Annotated in this window: 17 protein-coding genes and 3 riboswitches; of the genes, 7 read left to right on the top strand and 10 right to left on the bottom strand. The window is 69.5% G+C overall.

What is annotated here, in order from left to right; genetic code table 11:
* Positions 1 to 12 precede the first annotated feature (12 nt).
* Positions 13 to 996, bottom strand: coding sequence for a LacI family DNA-binding transcriptional regulator (locus IW252_RS08795; protein WP_196836212.1), 984 nt, complete (start codon positions 994 to 996; stop codon positions 13 to 15).
* A 283-nt stretch (positions 997 to 1,279) separates the two neighbouring features.
* Positions 1,280 to 1,372, top strand: a riboswitch (SAM riboswitch).
* A 5-nt stretch (positions 1,373 to 1,377) separates the two neighbouring features.
* Here IW252_RS08795 and IW252_RS08790 point away from each other — a divergent pair.
* The 3 genes from IW252_RS08790 to IW252_RS08780 all read left to right on the top strand — a co-directional run bounded on the left by IW252_RS08790 (position 1,378) and on the right by IW252_RS08780 (position 4,314).
* Positions 1,378 to 2,205, top strand: coding sequence for an ABC transporter ATP-binding protein (locus tag IW252_RS08790; protein ID WP_196836211.1), 828 nt, complete (start codon positions 1,378 to 1,380; stop codon positions 2,203 to 2,205).
* 181 nt (positions 2,206 to 2,386) lie between these two features.
* Positions 2,387 to 3,403, top strand: coding sequence for an aliphatic sulfonate ABC transporter substrate-binding protein (locus IW252_RS08785; RefSeq protein ID WP_196836210.1), 1,017 nt, complete (start codon positions 2,387 to 2,389; stop codon positions 3,401 to 3,403).
* The gene (locus IW252_RS08780; protein ID WP_196836209.1) at positions 3,400 to 4,314 is read left to right on the top strand and encodes an ABC transporter permease; all 915 of its coding nucleotides are present in this window, start codon (positions 3,400 to 3,402) and stop codon (positions 4,312 to 4,314) included. Before IW252_RS08785 ends, IW252_RS08780 begins: the two co-directional genes overlap by 4 nt.
* Here IW252_RS08780 and IW252_RS08775 read toward each other — a convergent pair.
* Together IW252_RS08775 and IW252_RS08770 are read right to left on the bottom strand one after the other, a co-directional pair.
* Positions 4,311 to 4,910: a hypothetical protein gene (locus tag IW252_RS08775; protein ID WP_196836208.1), complete on the bottom strand. Its 600-nt coding sequence runs from the start codon at positions 4,908 to 4,910 to the stop codon at positions 4,311 to 4,313. The genes IW252_RS08780 and IW252_RS08775 overlap by 4 nt on opposite strands.
* 49 nt (positions 4,911 to 4,959) lie before the next feature.
* Entirely contained in the window at positions 4,960 to 5,595 is a 636-nt protein-coding gene (locus IW252_RS08770; RefSeq protein ID WP_196836207.1) for a hypothetical protein, read from the bottom strand.
* Between the two features lie 126 nt (positions 5,596 to 5,721).
* Positions 5,722 to 5,826: riboswitch (SAM riboswitch) on the top strand.
* Positions 5,827 to 5,829: 3 nt separating this feature from the next.
* Here IW252_RS08770 and acs point away from each other — a divergent pair.
* A complete protein-coding gene (gene acs, locus IW252_RS08765; protein ID WP_196836206.1) occupies positions 5,830 to 7,899 on the top strand; it encodes an acetate--CoA ligase in 2,070 nt (689 codons plus the stop codon).
* A gap of 169 nt (positions 7,900 to 8,068) precedes the next feature.
* Positions 8,069 to 9,427: a M23 family metallopeptidase gene (locus tag IW252_RS08760; protein WP_196836205.1), complete on the top strand. Its 1,359-nt coding sequence runs from the start codon at positions 8,069 to 8,071 to the stop codon at positions 9,425 to 9,427.
* Here the strand turns inward: IW252_RS08760 and IW252_RS08755 are convergent.
* Genes IW252_RS08755 through IW252_RS08740 form a run of 4 tightly spaced genes read right to left on the bottom strand, consistent with a single transcriptional unit; the run spans position 9,424 to position 11,747 of the window.
* On the bottom strand, positions 9,424 to 9,837 hold the full coding sequence (locus tag IW252_RS08755; protein ID WP_196836204.1) for a hypothetical protein: 414 nt from the start codon (positions 9,835 to 9,837) through the stop codon (positions 9,424 to 9,426). The genes IW252_RS08760 and IW252_RS08755 overlap by 4 nt on opposite strands.
* A gap of 43 nt (positions 9,838 to 9,880) precedes the next feature.
* Positions 9,881 to 10,573: an alpha-ketoglutarate-dependent dioxygenase AlkB family protein gene (locus tag IW252_RS08750; protein WP_196836203.1), complete on the bottom strand. Its 693-nt coding sequence runs from the start codon at positions 10,571 to 10,573 to the stop codon at positions 9,881 to 9,883.
* Positions 10,570 to 11,223 carry a methylated-DNA--[protein]-cysteine S-methyltransferase gene (locus IW252_RS08745; RefSeq protein WP_196836202.1) on the bottom strand — a complete coding sequence of 218 codons (654 nt, stop codon included), beginning with the start codon at positions 11,221 to 11,223 and terminating at the stop codon, positions 10,570 to 10,572. Before IW252_RS08745 ends, IW252_RS08750 begins: the two co-directional genes overlap by 4 nt.
* The gene (locus IW252_RS08740; protein ID WP_331271497.1) at positions 11,220 to 11,747 is read right to left on the bottom strand and encodes an RNA polymerase sigma factor; all 528 of its coding nucleotides are present in this window, start codon (positions 11,745 to 11,747) and stop codon (positions 11,220 to 11,222) included. Before IW252_RS08740 ends, IW252_RS08745 begins: the two co-directional genes overlap by 4 nt.
* A 199-nt stretch (positions 11,748 to 11,946) precedes the next feature.
* On the opposite strand from IW252_RS08740, the gene IW252_RS08735 reads away from it, so the two are divergent.
* The gene (locus IW252_RS08735; RefSeq protein ID WP_196836200.1) at positions 11,947 to 12,372 is read left to right on the top strand and encodes a LapA family protein; all 426 of its coding nucleotides are present in this window, start codon (positions 11,947 to 11,949) and stop codon (positions 12,370 to 12,372) included.
* A gap of 72 nt (positions 12,373 to 12,444) precedes the next feature.
* Here IW252_RS08735 and IW252_RS08730 read toward each other — a convergent pair whose 3' ends face one another.
* From IW252_RS08730 to IW252_RS08720, 3 genes are read right to left on the bottom strand one after another with little or no spacing between them, the layout of a single operon-like run.
* Positions 12,445 to 12,996 carry a histidine phosphatase family protein gene (locus IW252_RS08730; protein ID WP_196836199.1) on the bottom strand — a complete coding sequence of 184 codons (552 nt, stop codon included), beginning with the start codon at positions 12,994 to 12,996 and terminating at the stop codon, positions 12,445 to 12,447.
* A 44-nt stretch (positions 12,997 to 13,040) separates the two neighbouring features.
* Positions 13,041 to 13,547: a DUF2087 domain-containing protein gene (locus IW252_RS08725; RefSeq protein WP_196836198.1), complete on the bottom strand. Its 507-nt coding sequence runs from the start codon at positions 13,545 to 13,547 to the stop codon at positions 13,041 to 13,043.
* Complete coding sequence (locus tag IW252_RS08720; RefSeq protein WP_196836197.1) at positions 13,544 to 14,662, bottom strand: DNA glycosylase AlkZ-like family protein; 1,119 nt, start codon at positions 14,660 to 14,662, stop codon at positions 13,544 to 13,546. Before IW252_RS08720 ends, IW252_RS08725 begins: the two co-directional genes overlap by 4 nt.
* 83 nt (positions 14,663 to 14,745) lie before the next feature.
* Here IW252_RS08720 and IW252_RS08715 point away from each other — a divergent pair, with 83 nt between their 5' ends.
* Positions 14,746 to 15,495 carry a ZIP family metal transporter gene (locus IW252_RS08715; protein ID WP_196836196.1) on the top strand — a complete coding sequence of 250 codons (750 nt, stop codon included), beginning with the start codon at positions 14,746 to 14,748 and terminating at the stop codon, positions 15,493 to 15,495.
* A gap of 76 nt (positions 15,496 to 15,571) precedes the next feature.
* Positions 15,572 to 15,666, top strand: a riboswitch (SAM riboswitch).
* The last annotated feature ends 101 nt before the right edge of the window (positions 15,667 to 15,767 follow it).

Raw genomic sequence — 15,767 nt, 5'->3', positions numbered from 1 at the left:
GTGTGGGAATCGCTAGGGCGAGTAGGCAGGCACGGGGCCGGTGGTTCCCCGCGTGATCAATCGGTGCGGCAGGATGCGGTTTCTTCCGTGTTCGCCAAGCAGAACTCTGACGGCGAGTTCGCCCATGGGTACCAAGGGCTGGGCCACCGTGCTGAGGGGCGGATGGACATGCCGGGAGGTTGGCGTGTCATCGAATCCCAGCACGGAAAGATCATCCGGGACGCGGAGGCCTCGGCGCTGCGCCTCGTTGACGGCGGCGGCGCCCATCTCATCGCTGAGGGCAAAGATTGCGGTCAGGCCGGGGTCGCGCCGCCACAGTCTCTCGAGGGCCGGAAGTGCGCTTTCATAGAGCGAGTTGCCACGCTCTTCCAGCGGTGTGGCCCCGGCCTCAGCCATCGCGCGGCGGTAGCCGCGTTCGCGAGGCTTGTTCACGAGGACCGACGACTCGTCCCCGGCCAAGAGCCCAATGCGTCGGTGCCCGGCGTCGAGGAGTGCTTTGGTCCCCTCATAGGCCGCCAGCTCGTCGTCGATCGCGATGCTGGCGAACTCGCTGCCCTTGCGAATGGCCACGGAGATCAGGGGGATGCGCGATCCCGCGGCGCGGCGCATGTCCGGAGTGATCGCGGAGGAAATGAGGACGACGCCGGCGGGCCGGTAGGCCCGGAGCGTCCTGAGGTAGTCGGTGGCCAGCTCGGCGCCAGCTCCCGTGCGTCCCAGCATGACGGCGTGCCCGGATTCCCGCGCGGCACTTTCCACGCCGCTGAGGATTTGGGAGGCCAAGGCGTCGGACACCGCCGGCGCCAAGACGCCGAGAAGGGCGCTTTGCGAGGTCTTCAGGCCGCGGGCAAGCGAGTCTGGCTCGTAGCCGAGCTCGTCGATGGCGGCTTTCACGCGCTCCCGGGTCCCTTCAGAAAAGCCGGGAACGCCGTTAACGACGCGCGACACCGTGGCGGCGGAGACGCCCGCTCGAGCTGCCACTTCGCGGATCGTCGCCACGTTCTTCTCCCTCCCGTTGAGACCTCGCCTGCCGGACGGCACCCGGCGCCTGTGTTGCGTAAGCAGTGCCGCATCCGGCGTCGTCACGTAATCGTTTGCGTGACGACTGCCCTCGACACTAGAGGTGGTGATTTGGGCCACGCAAACGTTTACTAAACACGGATTGAGGGGCCGGTCCGGACGCCACAGCGCGTCTTCGAGGCCGCCGATGGCTCAACATCGCGTCACATGAAGGCCCACGACGTTGCGCTCGGCGTCATGTTCAGTCTTTAGTAGTGCACACCAACCATCCAGAGCGGCTGAGAGATCTGGCTCGTCGACGCCGCAGCAACCATCCGTCATGACGGAAAGGTGCTAACGCCAGGACCGATGGAGATGAGCATGACTTCCTCTACGCTGTCCCCCGCTGCAGCCACGACGGCCAGCACCGCCGCGCCCGTCGCCTCGGAGCGCGCCCTGCCCGTGACCTTCGACGCGGTGTCCAAGGCCTTCGGCTCCGCCACCGTGCTGCGGGACATCACCCTTGACGTGCGCCCCGGAGAGGTCCTGGCCATCCTCGGGCCCTCCGGCTGCGGCAAATCCACGCTGCTGCGCGCCGTCTCCGGGCTGGATTCCCCCACCACCGGCGCCGTCCGGATCGGCGGCACACCGGTGACCGGCATCGCCGAGTCCGCGGCGTTCGCGTTCCAGGAACCCCGCCTGCTGCCGTGGAAGTCGATTCGGGACAACGTCGCGGTGGGCCTGCCGCGCGGCACCGACAAGTCGGCGGGCCAGCAGTTGGTCACGGAACTGTTGGAGCACGTAGAACTCGCCGCGCACGCCGATCACCGGCCGCGCGAGGTCTCCGGCGGCATGGCCCAACGCGCCTCGCTCGCCCGCGCACTGGCCCGCCGGCCCGGCGTCCTCCTGCTAGACGAGCCGTTCGGCGCGCTGGATGCGCTCACGCGCTTGAAGATGCAGGACCTGCTGCTGGACATTCACGCCAAGCACCCGGCAACCATTCTGCTGGTCACCCACGACGTGGATGAGGCCCTCCAACTCGCGGACCGCATCCTGGTCCTCGGCCGCACGCCGGGCACCGACGGCGCCACCGTCGCCGAATGCCTTGAGGTCCCCGGTCGGCGCCCGCGGGACCGTTCCGGAACAGAGCTCAGCGCCTTGCGCTCACGCCTGCTCGAAGAGCTCGGCGTGGACCCCCACCGGCACTAGGACGACGGCGTCGTCCGGCGCCCACCGACGCGCCGCCGTCGTTCACCTCGATGAGCGGCCGCCCCACGCACCGGGCGCACCCGGCCCACCCACGCCTGGCGCTCACCTCCCCGCCGCGCTACCGCCCGGCCCCACACACCTTTCCGTACCGCATCACCTCGCACTCATCATCAGGAGCATCATGAAATCTTTGACCCGCACCCACCGCCTGCTGGGACTGACCACCGCCGTGGCCGCCACCGTGGCCCTCACTGGCTGCGCCGGCGAGAATGCCGAAGCCAGCGCGGAGACCCTCAACGTGGACTTCGCCACCTACAACCCGCTGAGCCTGATCATCAAGGATCAGGGTTGGCTGGAGGAGACGCTCGAGGACGAGGGCGTCGAGGTGAACTGGCTGCAGTCCGCCGGCTCCAACAAGGCCAACGAGGGGCTGCGCTCCGAGGCGCTGCACGTGGGATCCACCGCTGGCTCCGCCGCCCTGCTGGCCCGCGCCAACGGCACGCCCATCAAGACCATCGCCATGTACTCGCAGCCGGAATGGTCCGCGATTGTCACGCCGGAGGGCTCGGACATCGCCTCCGTCGAGGATTTGCGGGGCAAGAAGATCGCCGCCACCAAGGGCACGGATCCCTACTTCTTCTTGGTGCAGACCCTGCAGGAGCACGGGATGACCATTGACGACGTCACGGTGGAGAACCTGCAGCACGCCGACGGCTGGTCGGCGCTGAACAACGGTTCCGTGGACGCGTGGGCAGGCCTTGACCCGATCATGGCCGGCGCCGAGGAAGAGGGCGCGGAGCTGATGTACCGCAACCTGGACTTCAACACGTACGGATTCCTCAACGCCACCGAGGACTTCCTCGAGAACGAGCCCGAGCTGGCCCAGACCGTGATCGACGCCTACCAGAAGGCCCGTGAGTGGGCCGCGGAGAATCCAGAGGAAACGGCGGAAATCCTCGCGGACGTCGCGGGCCTCGAAGAGCCGATCGCCAACAAGGTCATCCTCGAGCGGTCCAACCTCGATGTGGACCCCGTGCCGGGCGATGCCCAGCGCAGCGTCCTCGAGGCCGTCGGCCCGATCTTCGTGGAAATTGGCGATGTCTCCGATCAGGAGAGCATTGACGAGGCCCTCGAGACGCTCTTTGACCCGTCCTTCGCCGAGAACGCCGACTCCTCCACCATCACGGAGTCATCATGAGCCCCACCCCGCACACGCACAGTAGCCGCGAGACGCCGGAGCACGACGTCGCCGCGCACGTCGCCGTAGGCTCCTTCGGGTCCAGCGCGGTCGAGCCGGCCAGCGAGCGAGAGCAACCCGCCACCGAACCGTCGGGCCGCGGCGCCTCGCGGCTGCTGAACACGACGGGCGGGCGCGTGATCCTCGGCGCCGTCGTGCCCGTGGTCATGCTCGCGGCGTGGTACCTGTCCACCGCCTTGGGCGTGTTCTCCCCGGTGCAGTTGCCCTCTCCCACCGCCGTGTGGAGTGCGGGTGTGGAGCTCATGGAGCGCGGAGAGCTGGGCCCTCACATCGGCATTTCCACCCAGCGCGTGCTGCTGGGCTTCGCCATCGGTGGCCTCGTGGGCCTGGCCGCGGGTTCGCTGGTCGGTTTGTCCCGGCTGGCGGACGCGCTGCTCTCCCCCACCATCGGGGCCTTCAGGGCGGTGCCGTCGCTGGCGTGGGTTCCGCTGCTGATTCTGTGGATGAAGATCGGCGAGGATTCCAAGGTCACCCTGATCGCGATCGGTGCGTTCTTCCCCGTCTTCACTACCGTCTACTTGGCGCTGCGCCACGTGGACAAGAACCTCATCGAGGCGGCGCGGGCGTTCGGCATGCGCGGGGTCAAACTCCTCACGGCCGTGCAGTTGCCGGCCGTGGTGCCGTCCATCTTCTCTGGCCTGAGGCTCGCGCTCGCGCAGGCCTGGCTGTTCCTCGTTGCGGCGGAGCTCATCGCGTCCTCGATGGGACTTGGCTTCCTGCTGACGGACTCTCAGTACAACGGGCGCACGGACCGGCTGATCCTGACCATCATCCTGCTCGCCGTGATCGGCAAGCTGTCCGACGCCGTGTTGGGACTGGTGGAGCGCTGGGCCATCAAGCGCTGGACCTAGGACCGGCGCTCGGCCGCCGTGGTGCGGGCCTTGACGGCGCACGCGATGAGGGTGCCCAGCATCGCGGCGTCGATCACCGGCACGGTCTGAGCGGGGACCGCCCCGCTGCCCACCAGTGGGGCGAGGAGTAGGGGCGCCGCCAACGCCACGAGCATCGCGCCCGCGGCAACGGTCATCCAGTGCGTGCGCAGCACCGCCGCCCAGACGGCCAACATGGCGAGCAGCGTGAGCTTTGGCGCGCCGAACATCAAGGCCGTCACGAGCAGCAGCAGGCTCACCCCGGCGAGGATCAGCGCCGTCTGCGCCACAGCGGGCGCGGGGTGGGAACGCGCGATGAACAGCACACCAATGGCCGCGGCGGTGGGGGCCGCCGCGGCGAGGAACCATAGCCACAGGGCGGCCCCGGAGAGGGCCGCATCCCCGCCACCCTGCTGCGCCATGCCAGCCAGAACGATCGCCACAATCACCCACGGCACGAAGGCCACCGAGTAGATCCACAGCAATTTGGAGGTGAAGCGGCTGGTTTCCGCCGCGTGAGCCGCGCTGGGCTGGGGCGCCTGGCCCGCGCCGGCGTCGTTCTGTCCTGCAGTGTCCATACTCTCGATTCTGCCGCGCGCCGCGGGCAGATGCCAGACGACGGCGGCGCTAGGCGGCCGCTCGTCGGCGGCGGAACCACTGGGCGATGGCACAAGCAGCCAGCATCAGCGCGCACAGCACGCCGACCCAGTAGGGTGCCACGGTGAACGCGGGCCCGAAGGCATCCGGCCGAGTCTCTGCATAACTTGCCGGCACCATGAGCCCACCCACGAACAGGTGTGCCGCGGTGAGCACCAGGCTGGCGACGCCCGCCCAAACGAGGATCTGTTCCCGCGTCTTAAACGCCCACAGCAAGAGCCCGATGCCGGTGACCGCATGGACTGCGCCATGCGAAAAGCCGAAGATCGTGAGCGCCGCGCCCAGCAAGATGCCAATGAGCGCCACACCCCGGTACGCCTCCACCGGCCGCGCAGCCAGATAACCGGCCAGCATCATCACGAGGGGAAACGCGCCAATCAACAGCGTCACGATCAGTGCCGGTGGCCGCCCGACGACGAGGTGCCCCAGCCCGCCGGAGATCAACGCAAACACCAGCGCATAAACCGCCGCCCCGGCGGCGAAGGTCCAGAGAATTCGCTCGACAAAACGTCCGCGCTCGGCCGGAGTAGGTTCCGTAACCGGCGAGTCATTCGCCGGGCGGCCTAGTGCACCCGCGCCGGCGTCGTTCTGTCCTGCAGTGTCCATACTCTCGATTCTGCCGCGCGCCGCGGGCAGATGCCAGACGACGGTGTGGCGGAGCCCATCACAATATTGCGCGCGGCGTCACCCGTTTTGCCTCGCACCGCCCGTGTGGCGTTGAGTGGAGTCAGCACACCATCCCGAGCGGCCGAGAGATCTGGCTTGACGACGCCGCAGCAACCACCGCAGGTGCCCCACGGCACCCGGCATTGGTGCTAACGCCAGGACCGATGGAGACTGATGAGCACTCAAACGCCCCCTGCCGCCGTACCCGAAACCGCGCACACGAGCAGCGAACCGGCCCCAAACCTCACCGCCCGCACCGCGGCGGAGGCCGCCGAACAGCGGTGGAGCGAGGCCGAGCGAATCGCTCACTGGGAGGCCGCCGCCCGCCGGCTGACGTGGGACACCGAGTGGCACACCGCGCACACCCTGGTGCCGGCCGACGCCGAGGCGCGGCGCGGGCCCCGCATCAGCTGGTTTGAGGGCGGAACACTGAACGCCGCCGTCAACTGCGCGGACCGGCACGTGGCGGCCGGGCGCGGGGACAAGGTGGCGCTCCACTTCGAGGGCGAACCGGGCGACACCCGCACCGTCACGTACGCCGAGCTGACGGAACTGGTCAGCCAAGCCGCCAACGCGCTGGAATCCCTCGGGATCGGGCAGGGCGATCGCGTGGTGATTTACCTTCCCGTCCTGGTGGAGACGATCGTGATCACCTTGGCCTGCGCGCGCATCGGCGCCATCCATTCGCTCGTGTTCGGCGGGTTCTCCGCGGAGGCCCTGAAGTTCCGGGTGGAGGACACCGGCGCCAAGTTGTTGGTCACCACGGACGGTCAGTTCCGCCGCGGCGCGGCCGTGGCGGTGAAGGACAACGCGGACGCCGCCGTCGCGGGTGAGAACAACATCGAAAACGTGCTGGTCATTAAGCGCACCGGCCACACGGACGTGCCGTGGACCGCGGGCCGCGACGTGTGGTGGCACGACGTCGTCGACCCCCAGCCGCGCACTCACCGGGCTCAGGCCTTCGACGCCGAAACGCCCCTGTTCATCATGTACACCTCCGGCACCACGGGGAAACCCAAGGGCCTGGTGCACACCACCGGCGGCTATCTGACCAATGCCAGCTGGTCCCACGAATTCCTCTTCAGCCACCCGGACCCGGCCGAGCGGGAGAACGACGTGCACTGGTGCACCGCAGACCTCGCGTGGGTGACCGCCCACACCTATGAGATCTACGGTCCGCTCTCCAACGGCGTCACTCAAGTGATCTACGAGGGCGTACCGAACGCGCCACACCCCGGCCGCCACTTTGAGATCATCCAGCGCTACGGCGTGACCAGCTACTACACGGCGCCGACGCTGGTGCGCTCACTCATGGGCTGGTTCCCGGACGGCATCCCACAGAGCTACGACCTCTCGTCGATCCGCTTGGCGGGGACCGTCGGCGAGGCCGTGAACCCCGAGGCGTGGCGCTGGCTGCGCACGCAGGTGGGCCGGGACGCACTGGACCCCGTCAACCCGGCGGCGGGCATTCCCATGGTGGACACGTGGTGGCAGTCGGAGACCGGTGCCACCGTGCTGTCGCCGCGCCCGACAGACACCGCGTTCAAGCCCGGCTCGGGCACGCGCCCGCTGCCCGGCGTCGGGATCGACATCGTGGACGACGACGGCGCGCGCGTGGCGGTGGGCGCCCAGGGCAAGATCGTGCTCACCTCCACCAGCCCCTCGATGGCTCGCACCGTGTGGGGGAACCCGGAGCGCTACTACACGTCCTATTGGGAGGACTACGTGGAGCAGGGGTGGTTCCTCGCTGGCGATGGCGCCAAGTTTGATGGGGACGGGGACGCGTGGATCCTCGGCCGCATTGACGATGCGATTAACATTTCCGGGCACCTGCTCTCCACCATCGAGATCGAATCCGCGCTGGTGTCCCACCCCGCCGTGGTGGAGGCGGGCGTCTGCCCCACGCCGGATGCGAAGACCGGCCACGCGGCCACCGCTTTTGTGGTCCCCGCGGATCGCTCCCTCGTCGGCGTCGTCGCCCGCGGGAACGAGGCGGCGGAGCACCTGCCGGACGCCGTGCGGGAGGCCGTGCGAGTGCTGCGCGAGCAGGTGGCCCGGGAGATCGGGCCCATCGCGAAGCCCCGGGACGTGGTGTTCGTGCCGGACGTGCCCAAAACGCGCTCGGGCAAGATCATGCGGCGGCTGCTCACGCAGCTGTTCGAGCAGACGCCGCTCGGGGACACCACCAGCCTGCAGAATGAGCCGTGTGTGGCGCAGATCGAGACCATCTGCGGCGCGCGCTGATTTATTCTTCAAATTTTCAGGCCGGACCCCTGTTGCCGTGACCGAATCGTGTCTACCGTAGATATCGAATCGTTATTTCCGGGTGTCATTGAACGGGCAGGGACCCATGGCAATCGCGGCACGGATCAGAAGGCCACGGCATCGCGCCGGTGGCGCGCTCATCGTGAAGATGGGAGCACGGACTGCTGCGACCTGCGCGGCCCTCGCGGTGACCTTCACCGCGCTCTCCGGCCCGGCGGCGGTAGGTATTTCCTGGGAACCGCAGCGCGCCGCCGCCGTGGCACCCGTGGACCTCTCCCACATCCCCTTGGCCGAAGTCACCGACATTCGCGTCGGCACCCACGGGACGGTGCTCTCCGAGCGCGCCGAGTTCCTGACCGATGACGCCGCGGCAGACGGTGGGTCCGTGACGGCTGCCGCGGCGGTGATCGCCCAGCAGGGCGCGGACGCCGGATTACCCGGTGATCTGAGGCTGACGCACCCCGTGGCCCAGTTCCGGCTGACCAGCCTGTTCGGCTGGCGCCAGAACCCCACGGGACCCGGTTCCCACCTCCACATTGGCCAGGACTACGCCGTGCCGTGCGGGACGCCCGTGCGCGCCGCGGAGGCCGGGGTTGTCACGCAGTCTGCTTGGGCGGAGCATTCCGGGTACCGCGTGCGGGTTGATCATGGCCACGGCATCGAGACCGCGTACAGCCACAACTCGCGTTTAGTGGCGCGCGTCGGCGAGGAGGTGGCCCAGGGTCAGCTCATCGCGCTGGCCGGGACCACGGGAAACTCCACGGGCTGCCACGTGCACTTCGAGGTGTACACGGACGGGAAATGGACCAACCCGGCCCTCTACGTGCCGCGCGTTCCCGGCCAGCCCATCCCGCTCTCGCCCGCGGAGCAGGAACGCCTCAGCCAGGCGGTCAATCCGCCCCGTACCGCCGGATCGAGCGTTGCGCAGACGCGCCCCCCGGAGAGCTCGCAGCCGAACAGCGACCATTCAGCACCATCGACGGCGGCCTCACCGACCCCCGCCGTCTCGCCTCGGCCGACGCCGTCCGCCTCGCCGTCGCCCGCACCGCGTCCCACCAGCACGCCGACGCCACCACCGACTCCGCGGCCCACGCCCACGCCCACGCCGAGCGAAACGGTGCCGGCGACTCCCCCGCCGTCGGCCACACCGAGCCCCACACCGACACCGACACCGACACCGACACCGACACCGACACCGACACCGACACCGACGGACGCTACCGCCACGGCCCAACCGTCCGCGGATCCGGCGCCAGCGCCGACGCCCTCGGCTGAACCAACAGAGCCCGCGCCCGCCCCGGAACCGGCCGCGCTACCAGCGCCTGAACCGCCGGCCGCTGCTCCTCCGGTCCCGCCAGCACCCCCAACGACGACCGAGGCGAGCGAGGAACCGCCTGCGGCGGCCAGCGTCTCCGTCCCGGAGGGCCCGGACACCGCCGCGGCAGCAAGCGACCTCGCCGCTCCGGGCACGCAGGAAGACCCGGAACAGCAGCCCCTCGCGCCTTAGGGCGTGGGGCCCGCCGGGCCGCCGTCGTCCTGCCCGCGCGCTTCGTCTTGCCGCGCCGACTCCGCCTTCGCGAGTGCCTGGCGCCAGAAGCTGGTGCCCATGAAGTAGCCGACCGCGAGGGTCAGTGCGCCGAGGGCAACGTTCCAGAATCCGGGATCACTGCCGGAGATGAAGATCGCCGCGAGAATGACGGCCGCCGGCAGCAACAGCCCGTCGCCGGCCTTGAGACCCGCGCTGGCGTACGTCTGGCGAATCTCCTGATTGACCAGTGGCGGCAGCACCAGCGCGGCGAGGGCGGCGAGGCCCACCACCCACATGGTGAGCTCGCCCAGCGTGGGCTTGAGAGCGATTCCCGCGGCGAGCACCGCAAAGGCAGCGCTGGAAAGGTGGCGGTAGGCGTGCGTGGTCATCGTCTCCCCTGGGTACACAACGGCTCACAGCTACTGTAGTGGTTTAGCCGCTCAGGCCCGTCTCCCGCAGGGTGATGTTGATGCGGCCGCCCTCGACGCCGCAGTCCGCGGGGGCGGTGCCCGGGTGGACCTTAGTCACCCCGTGATAGGCGAAGCGGGAGGGCCCGCCAAAGATCAGCAGGTCGCCCGAGGCGAGGAGAATGTCCCGGTATGGCCTGCCACGGTGTTCAGGATTCCCGAGGCGGAACGTGCACGCATCGCCGAGGGAAATGGACACGACGGGCGCGCCGGACTTCTCATCCTTGTCCTGGTGCATGCCCATGCTGGCGGACTCGGTGTAAAAGTTCGCCAGCGCGGTGTCCGGTCGGTACGTCGCGGACTCGCCCGCGAAGGCGGCCACCGCTGGGTCCTGCTCGACGTCGGCGAGCGCGCGGCGGCCCATGCGCACCATCCAGTCCGGCAGGTCCAGCACCGGGCGGCCGTTCACATCGTCCGCCGTGCGGGAGTACCGGTAGGGCTGCCAGTGCCAGCCGAGGCAGACGGTCTTCACCGACATTTCATGCCCCCGGATGCGGGCCCCGCGCGGAGGGACCGGCCCGGCCGCCCAGCGGCGGAACTGCTCGGCAATCCACCGCTGGGCCTCCGGTTCCAACCACCCGGGCACGTGCACGGCCCCGGGCGCGAGGAGCCGCGGCGCACGGTCGCCAAAGTCGGCGTCGAACAGCGCGCGACTCATAGCAACAGCCCCTGGCCTGACCCCGCTGGCGGGTGGCCCTCGAGAGCCAGCAGCTCCGCTTTGGCGTCCGTGCCGCCGAGATACCCGCCGAGCCCACCGTCGCTGCGCAACACCCGGTGGCACGGGATGACGATCGGCAGCGGGTTGGTGGCGCAGGCGGTCCCGACGGCGCGCACGGCCCGCGGGCTACCGACCTGCTCGGCCACCTGACGGTACGAGGCGGTCTGTCCGAACTCGATCAGCGGCAGGTACTCCTGCACCCGCCTGCGAAACGGCGTGGAGCGCCGCAAGTCGACCCGCAGGTCAAAGGTCTGGCTGCGGCCGGTGAAGTACGCCTCCAACTGGCGTGCGGCGTCGTCGAGCCGCCCCGGCGCCTGCAACACGCGGGGGCTGATGCTCTGGCTGAGGTGTTCCAGCACGGACTCGTGCCCCTCGCTGGAAAACGCCACCCGCACCAAACCGTCCTCCGTGGCCGCCACCAGCAGCGGCCCCACGGGGGAATCGACCACCCGGTAGGCGACGTCGACGATGCCGGCCGCCTCCGCGGCCCCCACCAGCTGGCGCCGGAGCGCTGCGACGTGCCGCGCGTCCTCCTCCGCTGCGGCGTCCCCCACGGTGGTGTCCGCCCGGTCATGCATTCCCGGCGTCATGACGTGCTCCCCTCTGCCGTCCGTTGCTCTGTGCTTTCCTGCTGTTGGCGCCGGAGCGTGGCGATGCCATCAGCGGCCGCCCGGCGCGCTGCCGCCGCCGTCCCGCCGAGGATCTCGGCGGTCTGCGCGTAACTCAGCCCACCGAGGTACCGGTACCCGAGGCACTGGCGCTGTTTCGGGGGCAACCGGGCGACGTCGGCCCACACGGACGCGTCCGGATCGGCCACGTCCGGCACGGCGGCGGCCACGTCGTCGCCCACCTCGGCGACGGGCTCCGGGCGGCGCCCCGCCGCACGCAGGTGATCGATGGCCTTGTTGCGAGCGATCCGAATCAACCACGCCTGATAATCCGCAATCTCGAGTCCCTGCCCGTAGGCGCGCAGCGCGGCGAGGAACGTTTCCTGCCAGACGTCGTCGGCCTCCTGGGCGCCCACGTGGGCGCGGCAGAGCCGCAGCACGGCGACCCCGTGCTGCTGCACCACGGATTCGAACGGCGGCAGCGCAGCGGCTGGCCGGGGACTCACGCCCGGTTCCTTTCCATCACTCACACCCTGTAGACGCTGGACCTGTACACATTGTGAGGTGGTGACCCGCATTTTTCTCAACGCCGGCTCCGCATGTCCCGCCCCAACGTAGCCTCACCGCCCCGTGACGTGTAGTTTCATGCATACGGGCGGTGCAGGGCCGCCGCCACGCTGCAAGGACCCCTCGGGAAGGATCATCATGGCCGCCAAGGAGACGACGCCGGAGAAGAACGAGCCGCTGGAGACCACCGGTACGCAGGACGCCGGAACCACCCCGGACATTGAGCTGGCCCCCACCAAACAGGAAACTCCGAAGAAGAAGCCGGAGGAGACCCCGGCGGAGTACCAGGACCGGATGACCACCACGCGCTCCGGTGCTATCTGGGCCACCACCATCGTCTCCCTGATCGTGCTGGTGCTCCTGATCATCTTCATCTACCAGAACCCGCAGGACACGTCCCTGAATTACTTCGGGTGGTCCGGTTCCATCAACGTGGGCGTCTTGGTGCTGGGATCGGCGGTGGCTGGCGGCATCATTGTGGCCCTCGCGGGCGCGGCACGGATCATCGCCTTGAAGGCCCAGAAGCGTCGCCAGCGTAAGGCCTCCCGCCAGCAGCGGGGCTAACCGGCCGCCCCTCGGGCAGTTCCCCCGGCGTGGAGCGCGCCGTCGACGCTGGCGCCGCTTCGGGGCGCTGGCCTACACCGCGGGCTCGACGATCAGCGTGGTGTCCACCTCGACGGCCTCACAATTATCGATCCGCGGGTATTCGGAGCCGGTGAGCTCGTTCAGCGTCAGCCGGATCAGCGTCCCGTGCGCCACGACCAGGACGTTGCGTCCGGGATACAGCTGCGCGGTCCGCCGCAGGGCATCGATCCCGCGAGCGGCCACCTCAGCCTCCGGCTCGGCAACGGCGAAGAGGGACTCCTTCTCCTCGTCGGTCAGGCCCCACACCTCGGCCCCCTCGGCGGAACCGAAGGACCGCTCAATGAGCCCTAGGTCGGTTTCTCCGAGCGGAAGGGCCAGTCCGTCCGCGATGATCTGCGCCGTCTCGGCTGCGCGGCCCAGCGGCGAGGAGACGACGACGTCCCAGCCGCCCACCGCGCGTCCCAGCTCGTGCAGCTCGGCGATGGCCTCGCGCGCTTGCTGACGCCCCGCCTCGTTCAGCGGGATATCCACCTGACCCTGCAGCTTGCCCGCCGCGTTCCAGTCGGTCTGCCCGTGCCGCACCATCACCAGTGTGTTCGCCATGATTCCACCCTAGCCTCGGCCTAGGCAGGCCGCTGCGGCGGGCGTCACGATGACGGTTCGTCGGCTCCGGACAGCGAATAGACGGATCCGTCCGGTGCGCGCCGCACCAACGCGTGGTCCACCAGGTACCGCCGCACGAACGCGGTGTCCTCGTGCACAGCAACGAGCCGACCATTCAGCTCCGCTTCGCTCACTTCCTCGCCCGGCTGCAGAACCTCCGCCGCTACCTGCGCCATCAATCGGTACCGTTCGGCCTGCTGAGCGGGCCACTGCACCACCCGCGCGCCCTGACGGAACCGGTCGAGGCCCTCCCGGCGCGGCGGGGCCTCGGCGGCCAAGAGCTCCTTGAACACTGACTCGCGGAGCGCCAGCACGCCACCGCTGTCCTCCGCGAGCCCCGCGTCCAACAGTGCGCGGCGGGTCTTCTCGCGCGCCTTCGGTTTCACCCGGTCGAGTTCCGGCTCGGCCTCCTCGCCGAGCAACAGCCGGGCCAGCACGCGCCGCTGATCAGCGTTCGCCAGCACCGCGGCCAGCCGCTTGAGTTCGCTCATCCCTGACTCCTCACCAGCTCGCCGCCGAGCTGCTTCGCCAAATGGTTCCCGGCCCGGCGCACCGCGGCGTCGACGATGCGCCCTGGAACGCCCGGCTCACCGAACACCCGGTGCAAGTGCACGTCGCGCCCCTGCCGCTGCGCGTCGGCCCGCGCCACAAATCGGTCCCCGTGCAGGACGGAGAGAACGTAGGCACCATAGGTGCGCTTGGCCTGCGGCACGTACGCCTCAAACAGGTACTCGTACCCGAAGATGCGGGCGGCCCGCTTCCGGTTCCGCAGCAAGTTATCGAAGGGCCCGATCATCCGGCTGCCGCGCGACGGCGTCGTCGGCACCACGGACGTGTCCGGCTCGGCGAGGGCATAGGCCTCCTCACCCCACCCCTCAACCCGGACGACGACGGCGCCGGCGCCTTCCAGCCCGCGGCGCACCTCATCGGCGCTGAGGCGGTAGTGCCGGCGCAGGTCCGGGACCGTGGCGAGGCCGAGGGCGCGCAGCGCGGAGGCCACCAGCCCGGTGAGCATCCGCTGCTCGCTGAGCTCAGCGTTCAACAGGTGGGCGGGGATGCGGGAGGCCGGCAGGTCGAAGAGGCGTTTAATCCCGCTGCGCCGCGTGCACACGAGCTCCCCGCACCAGAGCATGAACTCCGCGGCCTTTTGCCGTTCGCTCCAGCCCCAGCTACCGCCGCGCGGGCCGCCGTCTTCGATGTCCCCAATGGTGGCCCCGCCCTCGGCGTCGGCGACGATCCGCAGGATGCTGTCCTTCAACTCTGGTGGAGGGGTGGTCCCTTTCGCGGCCATCCGGTCCCGAAAGCCGCGCCGGGAAAGCTCAAACAGGGGCCAGTCCCCCAGCGGAAACAGGCAGGCGACGTCCGTGAACGTCTCAAAGGAACGGGCAGTGGCACTGCCCCAGAGCCCGGCGTCGTACCCCTGCGCGCGGTGCCGCGCACTCAGGCGCGCGGCGACGGTCAACCGGTGGGCCTTGTCCACCCGGCTGATGCCGTCGAGTTGGATGAGGCGTTCGTTCTCCAGCACGTCGGACGCGTGCGCGGCGGGCACGGCGAAGTGGGCGTTGACGACGGCGCGGCGGGCCTCCGCTGCGGACAACTCAAGCATGGGCCCACCCTACCGACCCGCCCTCACACGACGGGCACGTCGCGGCCCGTCCGCGGCTAGGCTGGGCCCACAAGGAGGTAGGTATGCCCGAATGGATCGTGGCGTTCTCCGTCGGTGCGGCCGGCGGTCTGGCCCTGTTGATCGGCTCCGCCGCCGCGTGGTTCTTCCGGGTGCCGCAAAAGGTGGTCGCCGCGATCATGGCCTTCGGCGCCGGGGTCCTCTTGGCGGCTCTGGCCTTCGAGCTCGTCGGTGAAGCGGTGGAGACCGGGGGACTCTGGCCCACCGTGTTCGGGCTGCTCGCCGGCGCCGTCGTCTTCGTGGCCACCAACGCGCTGCTCGCGGCGCGCGGTGCCCGGCACCGCAAACGCTCCGGCGCCCAGCAACCGGCGGAACAGGACGTCCCCGGCAGCGGCACGGCGATCGCCGTCGGCGCCCTACTGGACGGGATTCCGGAGTCCCTGGTGCTCGGCCTGTCGATGGTGACGGCTGGCGCGGTGAACCCCGCAATGCTCGGCGCCGTGTTCCTCTCCAACATCCCGGAGGGCCTCTCCAGCACGGCCGGCATGAAGCGGGCGCAGCGCCCCGCCTCCTACATCTTCGGCATCTGGGCGGGCCTGACCGTGCTGTGTGGCGTGGCGTCTTTGGTGGGGTTCCTGGCGCTCGAATCCGCGCCGCCAGCGCTGGTGGCCGGCATCAACGCGATCGCCGCCGGGGCCATCTTGGCCATGATCGTCGACACCATGATCCCGGAGGCCTTCGAGGATCAGCACCTCGCCACCGGCATCGCCGCGACGGCCGGCTTCTCGGCCGCGCTGTGCCTCGACTTTCTCTAGGCCGCGCCGCGGTTCATGACGCAACCGGCGTAAACATTCCTTGCTGCGGCGTCATGTTGGCTTCACACTAGAAGAGCAACCATCCCGAGCGGCTGAGAGATCTGGCTCTACGACGCCGCAGCAACCACCCGGATTCATCCGGAAAGGTGCTACTGCCAGAAACGATGGAGAAGCTTCACGCTTTCTTGGTCCACCGGCACCGCCAGTGCCGTGGGTCATCGTTGTCCTCGGGAGCCCCATACACCCTCGCGCGGCGTGGACAACACGGCGCG

The organism is Zhihengliuella flava (genome assembly GCF_015751895.1).
GTDB classification, from domain to species: Bacteria; Actinomycetota; Actinomycetes; order Actinomycetales; family Micrococcaceae; genus Zhihengliuella; species Zhihengliuella flava.
This window is presented reverse-complemented; position numbering and strand designations above follow the sequence as displayed.

Bases quoted from the DNA above. Each gene is read 5' to 3' on its own strand.
- IW252_RS08785 (WP_196836210.1), top strand. From the start codon at position 2,387: ATGAAATCTTTGACCCGCACCCACCGCCTGCTGGGACTGACCACCGCC.
- IW252_RS08750 (WP_196836203.1), bottom strand. From the start codon at position 10,573: ATGAGTCGCGCGCTGTTCGACGCCGACTTTGGCGACCGTGCGCCGCGG.
- IW252_RS08770 (WP_196836207.1), bottom strand. From the start codon at position 5,595: ATGGACACTGCAGGACAGAACGACGCCGGCGCGGGTGCACTAGGCCGC.
- acs (WP_196836206.1), top strand. From the start codon at position 5,830: ATGAGCACTCAAACGCCCCCTGCCGCCGTACCCGAAACCGCGCACACG.
- IW252_RS08755 (WP_196836204.1), bottom strand. From the start codon at position 9,837: ATGACCACGCACGCCTACCGCCACCTTTCCAGCGCTGCCTTTGCGGTG.
- IW252_RS08715 (WP_196836196.1), top strand. From the start codon at position 14,746: ATGCCCGAATGGATCGTGGCGTTCTCCGTCGGTGCGGCCGGCGGTCTG.
- IW252_RS08735 (WP_196836200.1), top strand. From the start codon at position 11,947: ATGGCCGCCAAGGAGACGACGCCGGAGAAGAACGAGCCGCTGGAGACC.
- IW252_RS08760 (WP_196836205.1), top strand. From the start codon at position 8,069: ATGGGAGCACGGACTGCTGCGACCTGCGCGGCCCTCGCGGTGACCTTC.
- IW252_RS08745 (WP_196836202.1), bottom strand. From the start codon at position 11,223: ATGACGCCGGGAATGCATGACCGGGCGGACACCACCGTGGGGGACGCC.
- IW252_RS08780 (WP_196836209.1), top strand. From the start codon at position 3,400: ATGAGCCCCACCCCGCACACGCACAGTAGCCGCGAGACGCCGGAGCAC.
- IW252_RS08730 (WP_196836199.1), bottom strand. From the start codon at position 12,996: ATGGCGAACACACTGGTGATGGTGCGGCACGGGCAGACCGACTGGAAC.
- IW252_RS08720 (WP_196836197.1), bottom strand. From the start codon at position 14,662: ATGCTTGAGTTGTCCGCAGCGGAGGCCCGCCGCGCCGTCGTCAACGCC.
- IW252_RS08775 (WP_196836208.1), bottom strand. From the start codon at position 4,910: ATGGACACTGCAGGACAGAACGACGCCGGCGCGGGCCAGGCGCCCCAG.
- IW252_RS08725 (WP_196836198.1), bottom strand. From the start codon at position 13,547: ATGAGCGAACTCAAGCGGCTGGCCGCGGTGCTGGCGAACGCTGATCAG.
- IW252_RS08790 (WP_196836211.1), top strand. From the start codon at position 1,378: ATGACTTCCTCTACGCTGTCCCCCGCTGCAGCCACGACGGCCAGCACC.